This window comes from Limisphaera sp. 4302-co (assembly GCF_049537155.1).
Lineage (GTDB): Bacteria > Verrucomicrobiota > Verrucomicrobiia > Limisphaerales > Limisphaeraceae > Limisphaera.
On the sequence record NZ_JBMVQZ010000014.1, the window covers coordinates 29,794 to 45,383 of the forward strand.

15 protein-coding genes are annotated in these 15,590 nt (G+C 66.5%); 7 read left to right on the forward strand and 8 right to left on the reverse strand.

The features are described 5' to 3' along the window. Positions 1 to 28: 28 nt before the first annotated feature. From ACPDIX_RS13065 to ACPDIX_RS13095, 7 genes are all read right to left on the reverse strand, one after another. Positions 29 to 2,338 carry a nitric-oxide reductase large subunit gene (locus ACPDIX_RS13065; protein WP_423432245.1) on the reverse strand — a complete coding sequence of 770 codons (2,310 nt, stop codon included), beginning with the start codon at positions 2,336 to 2,338 and terminating at the stop codon, positions 29 to 31. Positions 2,339 to 2,392: 54 nt separating this feature from the next. Next, positions 2,393 to 3,112 carry a DUF6448 family protein gene (locus ACPDIX_RS13070; RefSeq protein WP_423432246.1) on the reverse strand — a complete coding sequence of 240 codons (720 nt, stop codon included), beginning with the start codon at positions 3,110 to 3,112 and terminating at the stop codon, positions 2,393 to 2,395. 119 nt (positions 3,113 to 3,231) lie between these two features. Then, positions 3,232 to 4,425, reverse strand: a complete 1,194-nt coding sequence (locus ACPDIX_RS13075; RefSeq protein WP_423432247.1) for a cytochrome P450 — start codon at positions 4,423 to 4,425, stop codon at positions 3,232 to 3,234. Between the two features lie 117 nt (positions 4,426 to 4,542). Continuing rightward, positions 4,543 to 5,100, reverse strand: a complete 558-nt coding sequence (locus ACPDIX_RS13080; protein ID WP_423432248.1) for a hemerythrin domain-containing protein — start codon at positions 5,098 to 5,100, stop codon at positions 4,543 to 4,545. 4 nt (positions 5,101 to 5,104) lie between these two features. Further along, complete coding sequence (locus ACPDIX_RS13085; RefSeq protein ID WP_423432249.1) at positions 5,105 to 6,481, reverse strand: NAD(P)/FAD-dependent oxidoreductase; 1,377 nt, start codon at positions 6,479 to 6,481, stop codon at positions 5,105 to 5,107. Positions 6,482 to 7,177: 696 nt separating this feature from the next. After that, a complete protein-coding gene (locus tag ACPDIX_RS13090) occupies positions 7,178 to 8,332 on the reverse strand; it encodes a trans-sulfuration enzyme family protein (RefSeq protein WP_423432250.1) in 1,155 nt (384 codons plus the stop codon). 244 nt (positions 8,333 to 8,576) lie between these two features. Beyond that, complete coding sequence (locus ACPDIX_RS13095; protein WP_423432251.1) at positions 8,577 to 9,068, reverse strand: DUF488 domain-containing protein; 492 nt, start codon at positions 9,066 to 9,068, stop codon at positions 8,577 to 8,579. Between the two features lie 159 nt (positions 9,069 to 9,227). Here ACPDIX_RS13095 and ACPDIX_RS13100 point away from each other — a divergent pair, with 159 nt between their 5' ends. After that, positions 9,228 to 9,779 carry an RrF2 family transcriptional regulator gene (locus ACPDIX_RS13100; protein ID WP_423432252.1) on the forward strand — a complete coding sequence of 184 codons (552 nt, stop codon included), beginning with the start codon at positions 9,228 to 9,230 and terminating at the stop codon, positions 9,777 to 9,779. 45 nt (positions 9,780 to 9,824) lie between these two features. On the opposite strand, the gene ACPDIX_RS13105 is transcribed toward ACPDIX_RS13100, so the two are convergent. Next, complete coding sequence (locus ACPDIX_RS13105) at positions 9,825 to 10,397, reverse strand: nitroreductase family protein (protein WP_423432253.1); 573 nt, start codon at positions 10,395 to 10,397, stop codon at positions 9,825 to 9,827. A 740-nt stretch (positions 10,398 to 11,137) separates the two neighbouring features. Between ACPDIX_RS13105 and rpsJ the strand changes: the two genes are divergently transcribed. The 6 genes from rpsJ (at position 11,138) to ACPDIX_RS13135 (ending at position 15,562) form a co-directional block, all read left to right on the forward strand. Then, positions 11,138 to 11,446, forward strand: a complete 309-nt coding sequence (rpsJ, locus tag ACPDIX_RS13110; protein WP_423432254.1) for a 30S ribosomal protein S10 — start codon at positions 11,138 to 11,140, stop codon at positions 11,444 to 11,446. Positions 11,447 to 11,484: 38 nt separating this feature from the next. After that, a complete protein-coding gene (gene rplC, locus ACPDIX_RS13115; RefSeq protein ID WP_423432255.1) occupies positions 11,485 to 12,243 on the forward strand; it encodes a 50S ribosomal protein L3 in 759 nt (252 codons plus the stop codon). An 18-nt stretch (positions 12,244 to 12,261) separates the two neighbouring features. Then, on the forward strand, positions 12,262 to 12,891 hold the full coding sequence (gene rplD / locus ACPDIX_RS13120) for a 50S ribosomal protein L4 (protein WP_423432256.1): 630 nt from the start codon (positions 12,262 to 12,264) through the stop codon (positions 12,889 to 12,891). A 49-nt stretch (positions 12,892 to 12,940) separates the two neighbouring features. Further along, positions 12,941 to 13,222, forward strand: coding sequence for a 50S ribosomal protein L23 (rplW, locus tag ACPDIX_RS13125; protein WP_423432257.1), 282 nt, complete (start codon positions 12,941 to 12,943; stop codon positions 13,220 to 13,222). 190 nt (positions 13,223 to 13,412) lie between these two features. Further along, on the forward strand, positions 13,413 to 13,871 hold the full coding sequence (locus tag ACPDIX_RS13130; RefSeq protein WP_423432258.1) for an NYN domain-containing protein: 459 nt from the start codon (positions 13,413 to 13,415) through the stop codon (positions 13,869 to 13,871). After that, on the forward strand, positions 13,868 to 15,562 hold the full coding sequence (locus ACPDIX_RS13135; protein WP_423432259.1) for a hypothetical protein: 1,695 nt from the start codon (positions 13,868 to 13,870) through the stop codon (positions 15,560 to 15,562). The genes ACPDIX_RS13130 and ACPDIX_RS13135 overlap by 4 nt, the downstream gene beginning before the upstream one ends. Positions 15,563 to 15,590 lie beyond the last annotated feature (28 nt).

The window sequence follows — 15,590 nt, forward strand, 5'->3', positions numbered from 1 at the left end:
CAAAGATCCACGTCCCCGGTCTTCGGGGTCATCTGGCCGGCGCGGGTTCGGTGGGTTCGAGCGCCCGTTGCTGCTGTGTGCCGGGGATCAGGGACCATCCCGTTTTCAGGCCGAGTACAAACCATCCGAGCGCCAGCACGCCCACGGCGAAAACGGTGTCGCCAATGACCCGCAGCCAGCGCAGGGTTTTCATGAGGTCGGTTCCCATCAGTTCGGCCGAGCGGGCGTACCACATGCCGGTGTTGACGCTGGCCCAGGTCTGGACCAAACCGCGGGGCAGGTCGCTGAGCAACACCATGAGCGCCAGGCCGATGTTGATGCTCCAGAAGGCGAAGCTCAGGGTGCCGGTGCGCCATTCGGCACGCGTGGCCAGTCCTCTCAGACAAAAGAGCGCCAGGCCGATGCCCAGCATCCCGTACACGCCGAACAACGCGGTGTGTCCGTGGACGGGTGTGGTGTTGAGGCCCTGCATGTAGTAGAGCGCGATGGGCGGGTTGATGAGGAAGCCGAAGATGCCGGCGCCCACGAGATTCCAAAACGCCACCGCCACGAAGAAGTAGATGGGCCATTGGTAGGCCTTCACCCACGGCCGGGCGCGGCTCAGCGTGAGGTTTTCATATGCTTCGAACCCGATCAGGACCAGGGGAACGACTTCCAGGGCGCTGAAGACCGCCCCCAGAGCCAGCACGGCCGTGGGCGTGCCGGTGAAGTAAAGGTGATGGAAGGTGCCGATGATCCCGCCGGACAGGAAGATGGTCGTGGAAAAGAGGACGGCCGCGGTGGCGGTTCGCACCTGCAGCAGCCCCATCCGGGTCAGCAGGAAGGCGATCACCACGGTGGCGAAGACTTCGAAGAAGCCCTCGACCCACAGGTGGACGACCCACCAGCGCCAGTATTCGGCCAGCGCCAGATGGGTTTGGCGACCCCACATCAAACCGGCACCGTAAAACAGGCCAATGGCCGCGCTCGACAGCAGGAACAAACCGAGCAGGTGCCGTTGGGCGCCGCCCTGCCGGAAAGCCGGCCACAAGGCGCGGCCCACCAGAAACAGCCACAGGAACAAGCCCACCAGCAGGAGAATCTGCCAGAAGCGTCCCAACTCGACATATTCGTAACCCTGGTGCCCGAACCAGAAGTTCGTCTCCAGTCCCATCCGTTGTCGCGTGGCGTACCAGGTGCCGAACAGGGAGCCGACCACGATGATCATCAGGGCTGCGAACAGGACGTTGACGCCCAGGCGCTGGAACTTCGGTTCATACCCCGAAACGGCCGGCGCAACAAACAAACCGGTGGCCAGCCAGGCGGTGGCGATCCAGAACACCGCCAGCTGCGTGTGCCACGTGCGCGTGACCGCATAAGGCAGCCATTCGGCCAGCGGGATGCCATAAAAGCCGGAGCCCTCCACGCCGTAGTGGGCCGTGACGGCGCCCATGCCCATCTGAAACACCAGCAGCGTGATGACCACCCAGAAGTACTTCAGCGTGGCCCGCATCGAAGGAGTGGGGTTCAGGCCGAGCAACGGGTCCTGATCCGGAAGGGGGCCCTCCTCCTCGGGCTGCCGGCGAAGCACCGCATGGTACCAGGCAAGGGCTCCCACACCGGCCAACAGGAGCACGAAGCTGACCACCGACCACACGACGTTGGCCGGTGTCGGGCGGTTGTCAATCAGGGGCTCCGGCGGCCAGTTCTGGGTGTAGGAGACGGTTTCGCCCGGACGGTTGGCGGCGCAAGCCCAGGCGGTCCAGAAGAAGAACGCCGCCAGTTTTTGACGCCGTTCCGGGTCCGGCACGGCATGGGGAGTCATGGCATAGACGTCACGCAGGTCGGCCAGGGCCGGGTCGTCGCTGAAGAGCTTGTCGTAATGAGCGGCCACGGCCTGAATGGCCCGGGCCCGGACCGGTGAGACCACCAGGTCGCCCGTGTTCGGATCATACGTGTTGGTGCGCAGTTCGCGCTTGAGCCTTTCCTTGAGGGCGGCCTGTGTTTCGGGCGGCAGGGAGGCGAACGTCGCTCCGGCCTGCTCCTCGGCCGCCCAGTGATCAAGGAGCCATTCGGCCTCGCGATGCAGCCAGTCGGCCGACCAATCGGGCGCCTGGTAGGAGCCATGGCCCCAGACGGTCCCCATCTGCTGGCCGCCGGTCGATTGCCAAACGTTCTGGCCGTCGCGGATGTCCTGGCCGGTGAACAGCACCGGGCCTCCATCGGCCACCACCACGCGCCCGGGGATGGGCGGAGCCATGCGGTAGATGTCTTTGCCGAAGTAGAGCAGGGTGCCAAACGAGGCGGCCAGGACAACCGCCAGGGCGATCCACAGTTTTCGGTAGTTCTGCGTGTTCATCTTCGTTGTCGGTGCTCAGGTCCGTGGTTGGAGCAGGGTTTTCCAACGGCGCCGTCAGGGCGTCCATGCCCCGGAGAGACGGTTGGATTGCGCCGCAGAAGCCGATGTTGCCCCCGGGGTGTGGCCATCGAGGAGAACCGATCCCATCGCGCTTCCGTGGGGCGCATCCGGGTTCGTCAGATCGTGCAGGAGGCGCACGAAATGCACGTAATCCACGTAGGCCGCCACATGGGCGCGTCCTTCGGCCACGCTCCGGTCGGCCCGGGCACGGGTTTGACAGACCTTGTCGAATCGCTGCTGAACGGCCCCGGCCAGCCGCTGCTGCAGTTCGTGAATCAGGGGCTGCACGTCGCCGTGCTCGAGCGCCTGCTCCGCGGCCTCCACGGCCGGATGGGACTCCGCGCCGGCCGGTTTCAGTCCGGTATAGGGCTGCCCTTCGGCGGCGCGGTGCAGTCGAACCGCGGTTTCGAAGAAGTAGCGGTCGGCCAGTTCGCGGGCCTCCTTTCCGAGACCGCGCACCGCGAGCACCCGGGCGAACACGGTCCTGAGTTCATCCTCCTGGTCCTCCCGGATCCACTTGAGCACCGGTGCGAGCTCCCGCCTTTCCAGGGCGCGGCGGGCATCGGTCACCACCGGACCATCCATGGTGTCGCAGTGGGCTGGGAGCCGTTGGGGCGAGAGGACGATTGTGGCCAGAAGAAACGCCAGGACCCACCCCTTGCGGGGCGCACGTTCCCGGGGCTTTTGCGGGTGCAGGAAGCAGACGCCTTTCATGAGGCTCAAGATGCCCGGAAAAACATGTATGTCAAATACATCTTTTAGGGGCCGGCCGGGGCCGGGGACAGAGGCCGGGTGGAGTGCGGAGGCGGCAAGCGGGCCGGATCGCCGCTTCTTTATCGGAGTCTGAGCGGCAGGGCGGAAAAACCGCTGGCGGGATAGGTGGCCCGGGTTACCAGACCCTGCGGATCCAGCGCCCATTCGCGGGTTTGGGACAGCAATTCTTCGAGGAAGAGCCGCAGTTGCAGGCGAGCCAGGGGCGCTCCCGGGCACGCGTGGATCCCGGCACCCCACAGGAGGCTGGACTCCGGGTTGCGGTCGAACCGGAACTCATCCGGCTGCGGGAAGACGGATTCGTCCCGATTGGCCGCGATCCAGACGATGGTGATGCGTTCGCCCCGGGCGATCTGGCGTCCGCACAGGACGACGGGACGGGTGGTGATGCGGCGGCTGATGTGAAGGGGGCCGTGGATGCGGAGGATCTCCTCGACGGCGCAGGGGATCCGGGAGGGGTGCGCACGGAGGTGCTGCTGCAGGTCGGGGTGGGTGGCCAGGAAATGGATCACGATTCCGAGGGCGGATGACAGGCTGCCGATTTCGCCGGCGGTGAAATTGCGCACCAGGCTGGTGAGCTCCTCGTAACTGAGTGGGCGTCCCCAGACGCTCTGGCGGAGCAACCAGGTCGTGAGGTTCTCCTCCGGGTCGGCGACCGGGCCGGAGGGGCGGCTTTCCAACATTTCGATCACCAACTGCTGGAACCGCATCCCGAGTCGGTTCAACTCGCGCCGGTTCCCCGAGCGGACGGCCTGTTGGTGAGCCAGGGTCCAGCGCAGCAGCCGATTCTGGAACCAGGTCGGGCAGCCCAGGTAGTTGGATTGTGTCCAGGCGGCGAATGGAAGAGCGGCTTCCTGGACGAATTCGACGCGGCCCTTGAGGACCAGGCGCCGGACCCATGCCCGGGCTTTCTTCCGGCAACGAGCCTCGAAACGTGCCAGTCGTTCGGGGAGGAAACAGGCCTCCACAATTCGGCGGTACTCCGTATGCTCGGGGGGATCCATGCCGTTGGGAACGGCCAGATGCCGCGTGACCGCGTTGCTGAAGGTTTCCGGGGCCGAGAGAATGGACCTAACCTCGTGGTGGCGGAAAACGGACCAGCCCCACCGGGAACTGTAAGCCACCGGGCGGGTCCGGCGCATCCGGTCGTAGGCGGTCAGCGGATCGTTCTGGACCTCCGGATCCAGCGGATCCCATTCGGCAGCGTGTGGATGCGCCTTCTCGCCCTTGTGCATCGATGCCCCGGATGAGTTCATGACCGTGCCCGTGATCGACTGGAAGTCACCCTGCCGGGCTCTGGCGGGATTCTTGCATCCGGAGGGTGGGCGCGCAAGAGGGTTCGCGAAGAGCTGACGCCGGCCCGGCAATCCGGTTCAGCGGGATGGTGGGTTGCCGGACGTCCAGCGCGAGGGCATCCGGCGGAGGTCGTCGGCGATTCTTCTCCGAAGCTTCTCCATCTGGGCAGTGTCCAGCCATTGGTGGGCCAGCTGGTACACGCCGGATTCTTCGCGTTCGTTGTGCCTGCGCAGGCGCTCCTCCACTGCGGCCAGCGTGCGGCGCACCTGATCGCAGACACGCCCGGCCTCCGCGCACGAGGAGGTGCGGCAGAGCTGCTTCAGCGCCAGCACGGCCCGGGTCAGTTCGCGCATGAAGAAATCGTGGTCCTCACGCAGTTCGGCGATGAGCGGAGCGGGCGGGTGGGCAGGGCCGTGACGCGCCTCTGGTCTTCGCGCGATGGAGAGACGGTCATGGGCGCGCTCCAGGGCTGGGAAGAGGAGGGTATTTTCCGCCCGGATGTGAACCGCCAGTCGCGCCCAGAGGAGGTCGAGGAGGGAGAACGCCGCTTCGGGGTCTTTGCGATCCAGGGCGGACCGCACGCGTCGGAGCAGGTCGTCCATTTCGGCATGATCCTCCACAAGGATGTCTTTCATATCCCTATGCTCGATGGTTGGAATGCTCCTGCACAAAGGGCTCGGATGCCCTGTCGGTCGCCGGGAGGGCGCGGGCTGGGATGTCTTCGGAGGGGACCTTACGCGCATCGAATTCGTAAAGAATGCGGGCGCCGGGCCGGTTCATTCCATATGCCCAAGCCCACTGAAGGAGGACCGACAGTTTGTTGCGAAAGCCCACCAGCCGGAGCAGATGGACGAACAGCCATGCGAACCAGGCGGGCTGTCCCGTGAGTTCCAGGCGGCCCAGCCGGGCAATGGCCGCGCCGCGGCCCACGGTCACCATGCAACCCAGGTCCCGATACCGGAACGGGGGACGCCAGGCCGGCGAGGAGGGCCGCCGGCGAAGTTCCCTTCGCAGGATCCGGGCGACATACCGTCCCATTTGGAGGGCGGCTGGTGCCAACGGGGGAACAGGGTTTTCCGGCCGGTCCGACAGCGCCGCCATGTCGCCGATGATGAACACTTCGGGGTATCGGGGCAGACTGAGGTCCGGTCCCACTTGGAGCCCTCGTCCTCCGTCCCGGGACTCTCTCAATGGTTCCGTCAGGGGGTGAGCCGCCACACCCGCGGCCCAGAGAACCATGCCGGTCTCGATCTGCTCCCCGTTGCTCAGTCGAACGCCGCAGGGACCGATGTGGGTCACCTGCGCGCGGGTCCGGATCTCCACCCCCATCGCCGACAATCGGGCTGTGGTCCACTGCGCCAGGTGTGACGAAAAGCCCGGCAGGATGCGCGGACCGGCTTCCAAAAGCAGGATTCTGGCCCGAGCCGGGTCCACGCGGCGCAATTCCCGGGTCAAGACCCGGCGGGTCAACTCCGCCAGGGCGCCGGCGAGCTCGACCCCGGTGGGTCCACCCCCCACGACGGCAAAGGTCAGCCAACGACGCCGGGAGGGGACGTCATCCACCGTTTCCGCCCATTCGAAACAACGCAGGATCTGGCTGCGTATGCGCAATGCGCCCTCCAGGGTCTTCAGGCCCGGCGCGTAACGTTCCCACTCCGGATGTCCGAAGTAGTGGGGGACACCTCCCAGGGCGACGACCAGGTAATCATACTCCAGAACCGCATCCGTGGTGATCACCCGGCGGCGTTCCGGCTCGATGGCGACGACCTCACCGAGCAGGATCCGGATGTCGTCCCGCCGCGGCACGAGACTGCGAATGGGTTGGGCAATGTCCGAAGCGGACAACCAACCAGTGGCCACCTGATACAGCAGGGGTTGAAACAGATGGTGATTCCTGCGATCGATCCAGGTGAACCGTACTCCGGGTGCATGCAAGGAGCGACAAAACGCAAGTCCTGCAAAACCCGCGCCCAATACGATCACATGAGTTTCCCGGCTGCCGCTTGGGGTGCTCATGATCGTACTCCCGAATGATGGCCGCTTCCCTTCCGGGTCCCGCCCGGGCCGGCGGTTTCCGGGGACGAGTTCACCTGGCGCCCCGTCAGAGGGCCGCCTTTTCCCGCGCCCCGACAGGACGAGTGCGCCGTGGACCCTGGCCTGCCGGGTCCTCCTTTTCCGAAAAGGTGAGGGCAGGTGGGGGCACGGTGGCGCCTCCGGCCTTCCCTCCCGTTCAGGCGTGGTGCTTGCGACTTCCGGGTTCGACCTTGTTTTTCGCTCTTCATCGGCCCTGCCAGCGTGTGGTGTTTGCCGGCGTTGGCCCATCGTCCGGGCGAGGGGCGATCGGCGACCGACCGGTCCGTGGGGATTCGATTCCCACCGGCCGGCCTGTATCAGGCTCAGGTTACCTCTGAAAAGATGCATTTCAAATACAACTTGCGCCGGCTGGTTGCGCCGTGCCTTTTCCGCGGGGCGGGAGTCTGCGCAAGCGGCTCGCGGTTCCGGGGCCGGGTCGGGCCTCATCTTCGGGCGGGATCGCATCCCCGGATCTTCGCCGGACCGCCCGGCGAGCGGAACCCGTGGCCAATCTTCCGGGCGCGGAAGGGCGCGCTTGTCTGACGACGGTGTGGTGCGCCGGGGATGGTTTCGGGCCGCTGCGTCCGGTCCCAACGGTGCGGCGATGGGTGGCCTCGATCTCTGATGCCAACCCCCGCCTCAGCCGGGCGCCAGGGCCTGGTCGAGGTCGGCCATCAGATCCTCCGCGTCTTCGATGCCGACCGAGAGTCGCACCAGGGTGTCGGTGATGCCGAGCTGATGGCGTTCCTCGGGGGAGAGGCGGCGGTGCGAGGTGCGGGCCGGGACGCAGATGAGGCTCTCCACACCGCCGAGGCTCAGGGCCGGCAAAATGAGGTGCAGACGATCCAGCAGCCGATCCACGGCTTCCGGCCGGCGAAGTTCGAAAGACAACATCCCGCCGAAACCGCGCATCTGCCTTCGGGCCACGGCGTGGTCGGGGTGTTCGGGCAGTCCGGGGTAGTGCACCTGTGCCACGGCCGGGTGGGTTTGGAGGAACCGGGCCAGCCGGAGGGCGTTCTCGTTGTGTCGTTCCATGCGGAGGGCCAGGGTTTTGAGGCCCCGCTCCAGGCGCGCGCAAACCTCGGCGTCGAGCATGCCGCCGTGCAGGGTGGCGACCTGGCGCAGCCGTTCGATGGCGGTCCGGGCCCCCACGACCACGCCCGCATTCACGTCGCTGTGGCCGTTGAGGTATTTGGTGGCGCTGTGGACCACCAGGTCGAACCCCAGGGCGATCGGATTCTGATTGAAGGGCGTGGCGAAGGTGTTGTCGATGGCCGTCGGGATGCCGCGCGAACGTGCGAAAGCCGCCACGGCTGCCAGGTCCAGGCAGCGGAGCAGAGGGTTGGACGGCGACTCGACGTAGATCAAGCGGGTTTCCGGCCGGCAGGCGTTCTGGATTTCCGCCTCGGTGCGGGCCAGGCTGAAGGAGATCCCCCAGCGCGGCAGTTGTCGGGTGACCAGTTCCCACGTGCCGCCGTAAAGGTCGGCCTGGAAAACGGCGTGGTCACCGGACCGGAGGTGAGCGGCCAGGAGTGTGGTGATGGCGGCCATGCCGGAGGCAAAGACCAGTCCTTCCTCGGCCCCCTCGAGGGCCGCCACTTTTCGGGCCACGACCTGTTGGTTCGGGGTGTTGAAGTATCGCGGGTAGATGTTCCGGCCGGTGGGGTGGGGGAAACGATGGGCGGTGGAGGAGAAGATGGGCGTGCACGCGCCGCCGGTGACGGGATCGAGGTAGGTCCCCGCGTGGACGCAGCGGGTGGAGAATCCGCGATGAGAGAGTTCGGAGTGGTTCATGATGTCTGGTCAGGCGAGTTGTCGGCGGGGGTGGAGGCAGACGGTTCCGGGCACCATCCGTCCCACGCGCCGAACTCGGGGCAGCACGATCCGGCGACATTCAGGCAATCGGGGCAGAGCCGGTGATCGCCCATTCGGATGGCGCCGTAGCGGCCGCAACGTTCACAAGTGTCTGCCGGTTCGGATGGGTCTGGTGCCGGCCGCTTGTCCGACCGTTGGGACGGCCGAGGGTTTGGGTTGTGGTTCATGGTTGGGAGCTTTTGGGACGCTTGGAGCGGGCGCCGGCGGGGCGTTGTTCGAAGGAGGTCCTGCCCGGGTGGGAACGGGTTCCGGCGGCGTGCCGGCCTCCCGGAGCCTGTGTCCGGTCGAGATCGGATCCGGAGCCGACGCTGTCTTCGAGAAGCAGCTCGCGAAGCACGACGGCCTGGTTGTGCAGCGGGTCGCGTGCGGCATAGAGGAGCGTGACCGGACCGCGGGCGGCGGCCGCCCGCAGCTCGGCCAGTGCGTCGGGTTTTCCGGCCAGTTCCAGCCGGTAACGCCGCCGGAACTCGGCCCAGCGCGACGGGTCATGGCCGAACCAGCGGCGCAACGCGTCACTGGGCGCGAGTTCCCTGAGCCACCCGTCCAACCGGAGACTCTCTTTGCCGACCCCCCGCGGCCACAGGCGATCCACCAGGAACCGTGCCCCGTCCCCGCTCTCGGGCGGCTCATACACGCGTTTGATGCGGATCTCCATGGCACGGACCATGCGGTTTTTGGAAACGGCTTGCGCGCACGCGCCCGGCGGGACGGGCACGGCTTCCGTTGTCCGCGAACATGGTCGGGATAAAAGTGCATGTCAAATACACGTTTGGCCTTGGAGAAATTCGGTCCGGGTGGTAGGGTGACGCCGCGCATGCACGTAAACAGGTTCACGGATTACGCGGTGCGGGTGCTGATGATGGCGGCCGTGCGCGCGCCGGCTCTGGTGACGGTGGGCGAGGTGTCGGAGCGGTTCGGGATTTCGCGTCATCACCTGACGCGTGTGGTGCATCGTCTGGGGCGGGCGGGCTATTTGACGACGGTGCGCGGCGTGGGAGGGGGATTCACCCTGGGCCGGCCTGCGGATCGGATCTCCCTGGGTGAAGTGGTGCGGCGTTGTGAAGCGGATGAGTCGGTTATTCGGTGCGTGGACGGTCCGGGGCGGCCCTGCTGCCTCCTGCCGGGCTGCCGGTTGAAGAGGGCGCTGGATGAAGCGGCATCGAAGTTCTTCGAGACGTTGGACCGGTACACGCTGGCGGACCTGGTGGACAAGGGGCTGAGGGATCGTCTGGGCAGCCGCTCCGAGACTTCGCAGGGCGGCGGTGCGAGGCTCCTGCGTGTTGTCCGGGCACGTTCACGCGGGGGTGCCGGCCCCGGAAAGCCGGTGTCCGAGCCGCGGCAGGCGGGGAAACCTCGAGCGGTCTGAAGGTCCGGCAGGGCGCGCGGGTCGACAGGCTCCGGCAGCCGCGCTTCAACTTTGCGGGTGGCGTGGCCATGTCGCCGCACGACTGCCTCGTTTCCCGGACCACGTCTCGTAAAAGAAGACTTCGTCCCGCGGGTGAGGCGTCTTGGGGCCCGGCTGCCGGGCGGGCCATCCGAGCCCGTAGATCGCGACGACGCGAAACCGGTTCGGCACGGCGAGTACGGCGCGGACATGCGATTCACGTCTTTCCGACTCGACGGGATCCTCGGAGTGATACACGGCGCCCCAGGCCATGCCGAGTCCGAGGTCCGTGGCGGCCAGCCAGAGGAAGGCTCCGGCAATGGTGGCGTCCTGGAGCCAGTATTTGCTCGCGCCCGGCTCGGCCACGACCACGATTCCCAGCGGTGCCTGCCGGAGCCAGGCCGTCCAGGGCGTGGTTTCACTGAGCCGGTCCAACCGCTGCCGATCCCGGACGACGATAAATCGCCGGGACAGGGTGTGATTCCCCGTGGGTGCCAGGTGAAGTGCCTCCTCCAGCTGCGCCTGAAGATCCGGCGGCACCGGGTCGGGCGCAAAAGCGGTGATCTCACGTCGCTTCCGGATTGTTTCGAGTATGCTCATCGTTTTGGCCATCCGTGGGTTCGATGGAGGAAAGACCTGAAATTCAGGGTTCGGACACGCACGAGTGGCCGCCTCCGGGACAGTGTGGGATCTCCGTTCCGAGGGTCCCTCGCCGCTGGCGGGCGGAGGCCGCGGAGGGTGGGATCCTGCCGGTTGCCTTCGTCATCGGCCCGTCCCGCTGCAGCCGTCGGCACGTGTTTCCAGGACCAACCTAGAGCATCAAAGGTGTATGTCAATTACAAATTTGATCCCGGCGGAGCCCGGGTTGCGCGGGGGGCGGGGATTGACCCCGGAGTTTTCGCCGGGCGCCGGTTCCGGACGTTTTCCGGGGCGTGGTACAGCCCGGAGCGGAACGGGATCGACCGGACTCCCGGACGGAGGGAATCGCGTGAGGGGGGACGGGCCTCGGCGGCTGGCTGTGAGGTGCGGAGAGGTGAGTCTTTGTGGTGTGGAGCGAGCGAACAACGGGACAGTGATGGCCCGTGACCTGCGCGGGTGTGCATACGAGGGGTCTCGGGCCTGGCGCGGTTTGTCCCTGGAGCGGTGGGGATCAGGCTCCGGGTGGTGGCGGTGGGCCGTTTCCCCCTGCAGGGGCTGGAGGCGTGTGGAGCGTGGGTCGGGGTCCGAACCGAAAGGGGTTGCAAAAAGGTATTGCGCGGCGGTGCGCACCTGCTACATTGCCCGTCCGCTTCTGAACGGAGCGGGGAACACTTGGGCGAATTTGCAACACACTGTTCTTTATGCCAGTACAACGGATTCGGATTCGATTGAAGGCCTATGACCACCGGGTCATCGACAGCTCGGCGCGTGAGATTGCCGAGACGGTCAAGCGGACCGGTGCCCGCGTGGCGGGGCCCATTCCCCTGCCCACCAAGATTGAGCGGTGGACGGTGCACCGGTCGCCGCACGTGGACAAGAAGTCCATGGAAACCTTCGAGCAGCGGACCCACAAGCGGCTCATCGACATCATCGAACCCACCGCGCGCACGGTGGATGAACTGAAGAAGCTGAACCTGCCCGCCGGGGTGGACATCACCATCAAGATCTGACCGGCCCGGCTTACAACCTTTTTGTCACGGATTGGCTTATGATCGGTCTCATCGGCAGAAAACTCGGCCAGACACGGATTTACGACGCCAACGGCGTTCTCCAGCAGGTGACGATCGTGCTGGCCGGCCCGAACCGGGTGCTGCAGTGCAAGACGAAGGAGACGGACGGTTACAACGCCGTGCAGCTGGCCTTTGGTGATCAGAAGCTGCAGCGCCTCAACAAGCCCCTCCTGGGCCATTTGAAGAAGCATGGTGTGGCGGTGCCCGAGGGGGAGAGCCGGCAGCCGGTGCTGCTGACGGCGGTGCGCCGGATTCGTGAGTTCCGGGACTTTTCGCTGCCGGTGAAGCCGGGTGACCTGATCGGGCCGGGCATCTTTGCCCCGGGGGATTACGTGGATGCCATTGGCATCACGAAGGGGCGCGGGTTCGAGGGTGTGGTGAAGCGGCACGGGTTCCGCGGGGGTGACGCCTCACACGGGGCCAAGGGCTGGCATCGCCGGCCGGGTGCGATTGGTCAGCGTTTGTTTCCCGGCACGGTGCGCCGTGGGATGCGGATGCCGGGCCACATGGGTCAGGTGCGCCGGACAGTGCAGAACCTGGAGATCCTGCAGGTGCGGGAACAGGAGAATCTGTTGCTGATCAAGGGCTCCATTCCCGGGGCGAACGGGGATTATGTGATCATTCGCGAGGCGAAGAAGCGGCCCAAGGGCACGGTCCGGGGCAAGTCGGCCGTGTCGGCCGGGGCCGCTGCGGAGGCCAAGCCCAAGAGCGCGGCCAAGAAGACTGCCAAGAAGTAAAAACGCAAGTTTTGTCCCATGAAACTCGTCGTCAAAGACACCCTGGGCAAACCGCAGGGCGAACTCGAGGTGACCTTCCCGCTGGTGGAAGGGATGCGCGGCACGCAGGCCGTGCACGATGTGGTGGTGGCGCATCTGGCCAACCGGCGGCGGGGCACCGCCTGCACCAAGACCATGGGCGAGGTGGCCGGCACGGGTCGGAAACCGTGGCGCCAGAAGGGCACCGGCCGGGCGCGTGCCGGCTCCTTCCAGTCGCCCCTCTGGCGGGGTGGCGGTGTGGTTTTCGGTCCCAAGCCGCGTGATTTTTCCCTGAAGATCAACGCCAAGACCAAGCGCCTGGCGTTGCGCAAGGCGTTGACCGAACGGTTGAAGGCCGGTGACGTGATCGTGGTGGACGAACTGTCACTGCCCAACCACAAGACCCGCAACTTCCTCAACGTGCTCAAGACACTGGAAGTCAGGGGCACGGTCCTGGTGGTGGCCAGTCCGCCCGATGAAAACCTTCTGCTGGCTTCGCGGAACATCCCGTTTGTGGAAGTGACCACGGGGGAGAATCTGCACACGTATGACGTGTTGCGGCCGGACACGCTGCTGTTTACGCGGGCGGCGTTCGAGAAGGTGCAGGAACGGCTGCGCGAGGAGGACTGACGAGGATCGGGGCCGGTCATGCCCCGGCCCGCAACCCTGTGCATGAGCCATGAACAGCTTTGAGATTGTCAAAACGGTGCGTCTGACCGAGAAAGGCACGCGTCAGAGCGAGAAATACAACCAGTACACCTTCGTGGTGGACAAGCGGGCCAACAAGTACCAGATCAAGAAGGCCGTGGAGGAGCTTTTCAAGGTCAAGGTGGTCCGCGTCAACACCATGAACATGCGCGGCAAATTGCGCCGCCAACGCACGCATCAGGCCGGCAAGTCACCGGACTGGAAGAAGGCGATTGTCACGTTGAAAGAAGGTGACAAGATCGTGCTGACGTGAGGGCCGCCCGGGGGTACGGTGCCCCGGAGGCCGATGAGATCCCCATCTTTTGGTGCCCGATCCGGCCAGGGTCGGGCGTTTTTTTTTGGTGAGGCTGCGGCCGGGAGCGGCCGGGGCGCGGGCCGTTCCGCCCCTGTGGTTTCGCCGTTGCCGGATTCCACGGGCGGGGTATCGTCTGCTTGTGACGCCCGTGCGCATTTTGATTGACGGTTACAGCCTTCTGCACCAGTGGCCAGAGGTGGCTGCGGGTCGTCCCCGGCATTCCGCACAGGCCCGGGAAGAGCTCATCCGGATCCTGACCCGGTACCAGGACGCCACGGGCACGCCCGTGACCGTGTTCTTCGATGCGCGATACCGTCGCGGTCCGGCCCCGCCGCGGGATGGGGCGGGGATCGAGGTAATCTACTCGGCACCGGGACAGACCGCCGACGCTCTCATCGAACGGACCGCGGCGCGTCTGGTGGCCTGGGGAGAGGTGTTGGTGGTGACCGAGGACATCGCGGAACGACAGACCGTGGAGGCGTTTGGAGCATGGACGTGGTCGTGCGAACAGTTCATCTGCCATGTGCGGACGGCGTTGGCAGACGAGAGGGCGGAGCTGGAACAGCTCAACCGGCGGGAGCAATCCCGCTTCCAGAATCGCCGATGAAACCGGCGTGCCGGGCCCGGTTTGTCGTGGGTGTCTGCCGGCGTGCTGTGTGGTGGGTGGGCCTGCTTTTGCTCGGGGCCGGCATGGCTGCGGGCGGCGGGATGCTCGGCGCTGCCGAGGCGGGTCCGCAAGAGGGGCGGTGGCTGCTGGCCATCGAGACATCGGCGGACATGGCCCCGCGGCGCGAAGGACTCCTGGCGACGTTGGAACAGCTTTTCCGATCCGGCTTCGATCAGCGTTTGCGGCCCGGCGACACGATCGGTGTGTGGACGTTTCATCACTCGGTCACCACGGGCCGGTTCCCCCTGCAGACCTGGCAACCGGAATCGGGACCCGACGTGCTGCGGCTACTGCGGGCGTTTCTGGAAGCCCGGTCCTGGGAACATCATGGCGAGCCCGGCGTGGTGTTTCCTCTTGCCGAGACCGTGTCTGCGAATTCGGCGCGGTTCAATCTGATCATCCTTTGCAGCGGCGAGCGCGACCTGGTAGGGACGCCGTTTGACGCGGCCGTCAATGAGGCACTTCGGCGCATCCGGCGCGAACAACGGCGCAACCGCCAGCCGGTGGTGCTGGTGTTCCGCGCCGAGCAAGGCCGATGGATCGCTCATACGGTGGGGCAACCGCCGTGGTGGATTCGAATTCCCGAAACTCCGGGCGACCGTCAACCGCCTCCGGCGGCCGGCGCAGCAACCGCCGGGCGAACGCCGACGAACGGCCTGCCCTCAGTCGCGCACGCGGATGCGGCGGTGACAGCCTCACAAAGGTTGGCCGAATCCCGGGGCGGTGAACGTGAGTCGGCTTCTCCACCGGCCGGGCGCGGCGACGAACCGCACGCGGACGCTGCGGCGACCGGACCCAGCCGGGTGACCACTCAGGCGCCTGCGCATGCGACACTCGCCCTTGCAAACGCGCGGCCTTCGGCGGGCCCCACCCCGGAGCCGGAGGAGCATGAACCACCGATGCCTCCCCGGCCCGTGTCGGCTCCCGAACCGGCTGCACAGACAAGCGAAGACCATGCGCAGAGCTCTGCCGAGCCTGCCCACCCCGGCAAGGTCACGGCGGGCTCTTCCGTGCCGGCAACCGGTCCAAGGGTGCATGCGGGGGCGGAGGCTGCCGTGGCCGGCGAATCCGGCCCTGCCACCGGCCCTATCGTGACGGCCGGACCGGACGAAGCGCGGTCGGAGGCCCGCCTTTCGACTGCCCCGCCGGCAGATCCGGGCAAGGCCGTAGTGGAGAATGCTGGGGAAGTCCGTGAGTCCACGGCCGGGGCCGGTCCGGCTGCGTCCTCGGCGCCTGTGGCTGGTCGGGTCGAGGCGGACACTCCCGGTGCCCCAGCAGGTGCGGCGCCTGCCATCGACGAATCGCCCGGCCCCGTCTCGGCGGAGACGAACAGCGGCAATGGGACCGCCCGGGGAGTCTTGGAGTCGCCGTCCCGGGAACCGGGCGCGGGTAAGGGACGCACGAGGCCGGAGGGCGTGGCCTCGGCGGCCGCACAACTGGCCGAGGTGCCGCCGGCCGGGAGCGGGGGCAGTTCCCGAGCATGGTTTTTGGGGGCTGGGGTGTTGTGCCTTGTGGCGGCGGGGGTAATGCTGGGATGGTGCCGCCTGCGCCGCGGTCCGGCGCGGAGCAGCCTCATTACCGAGTCGTTCGATCGCCGTTCTCCTCCGGGATCTCCCGACCCGCGAAACTGACGCTGGCCCGGGGCGGATGGGTTTGACC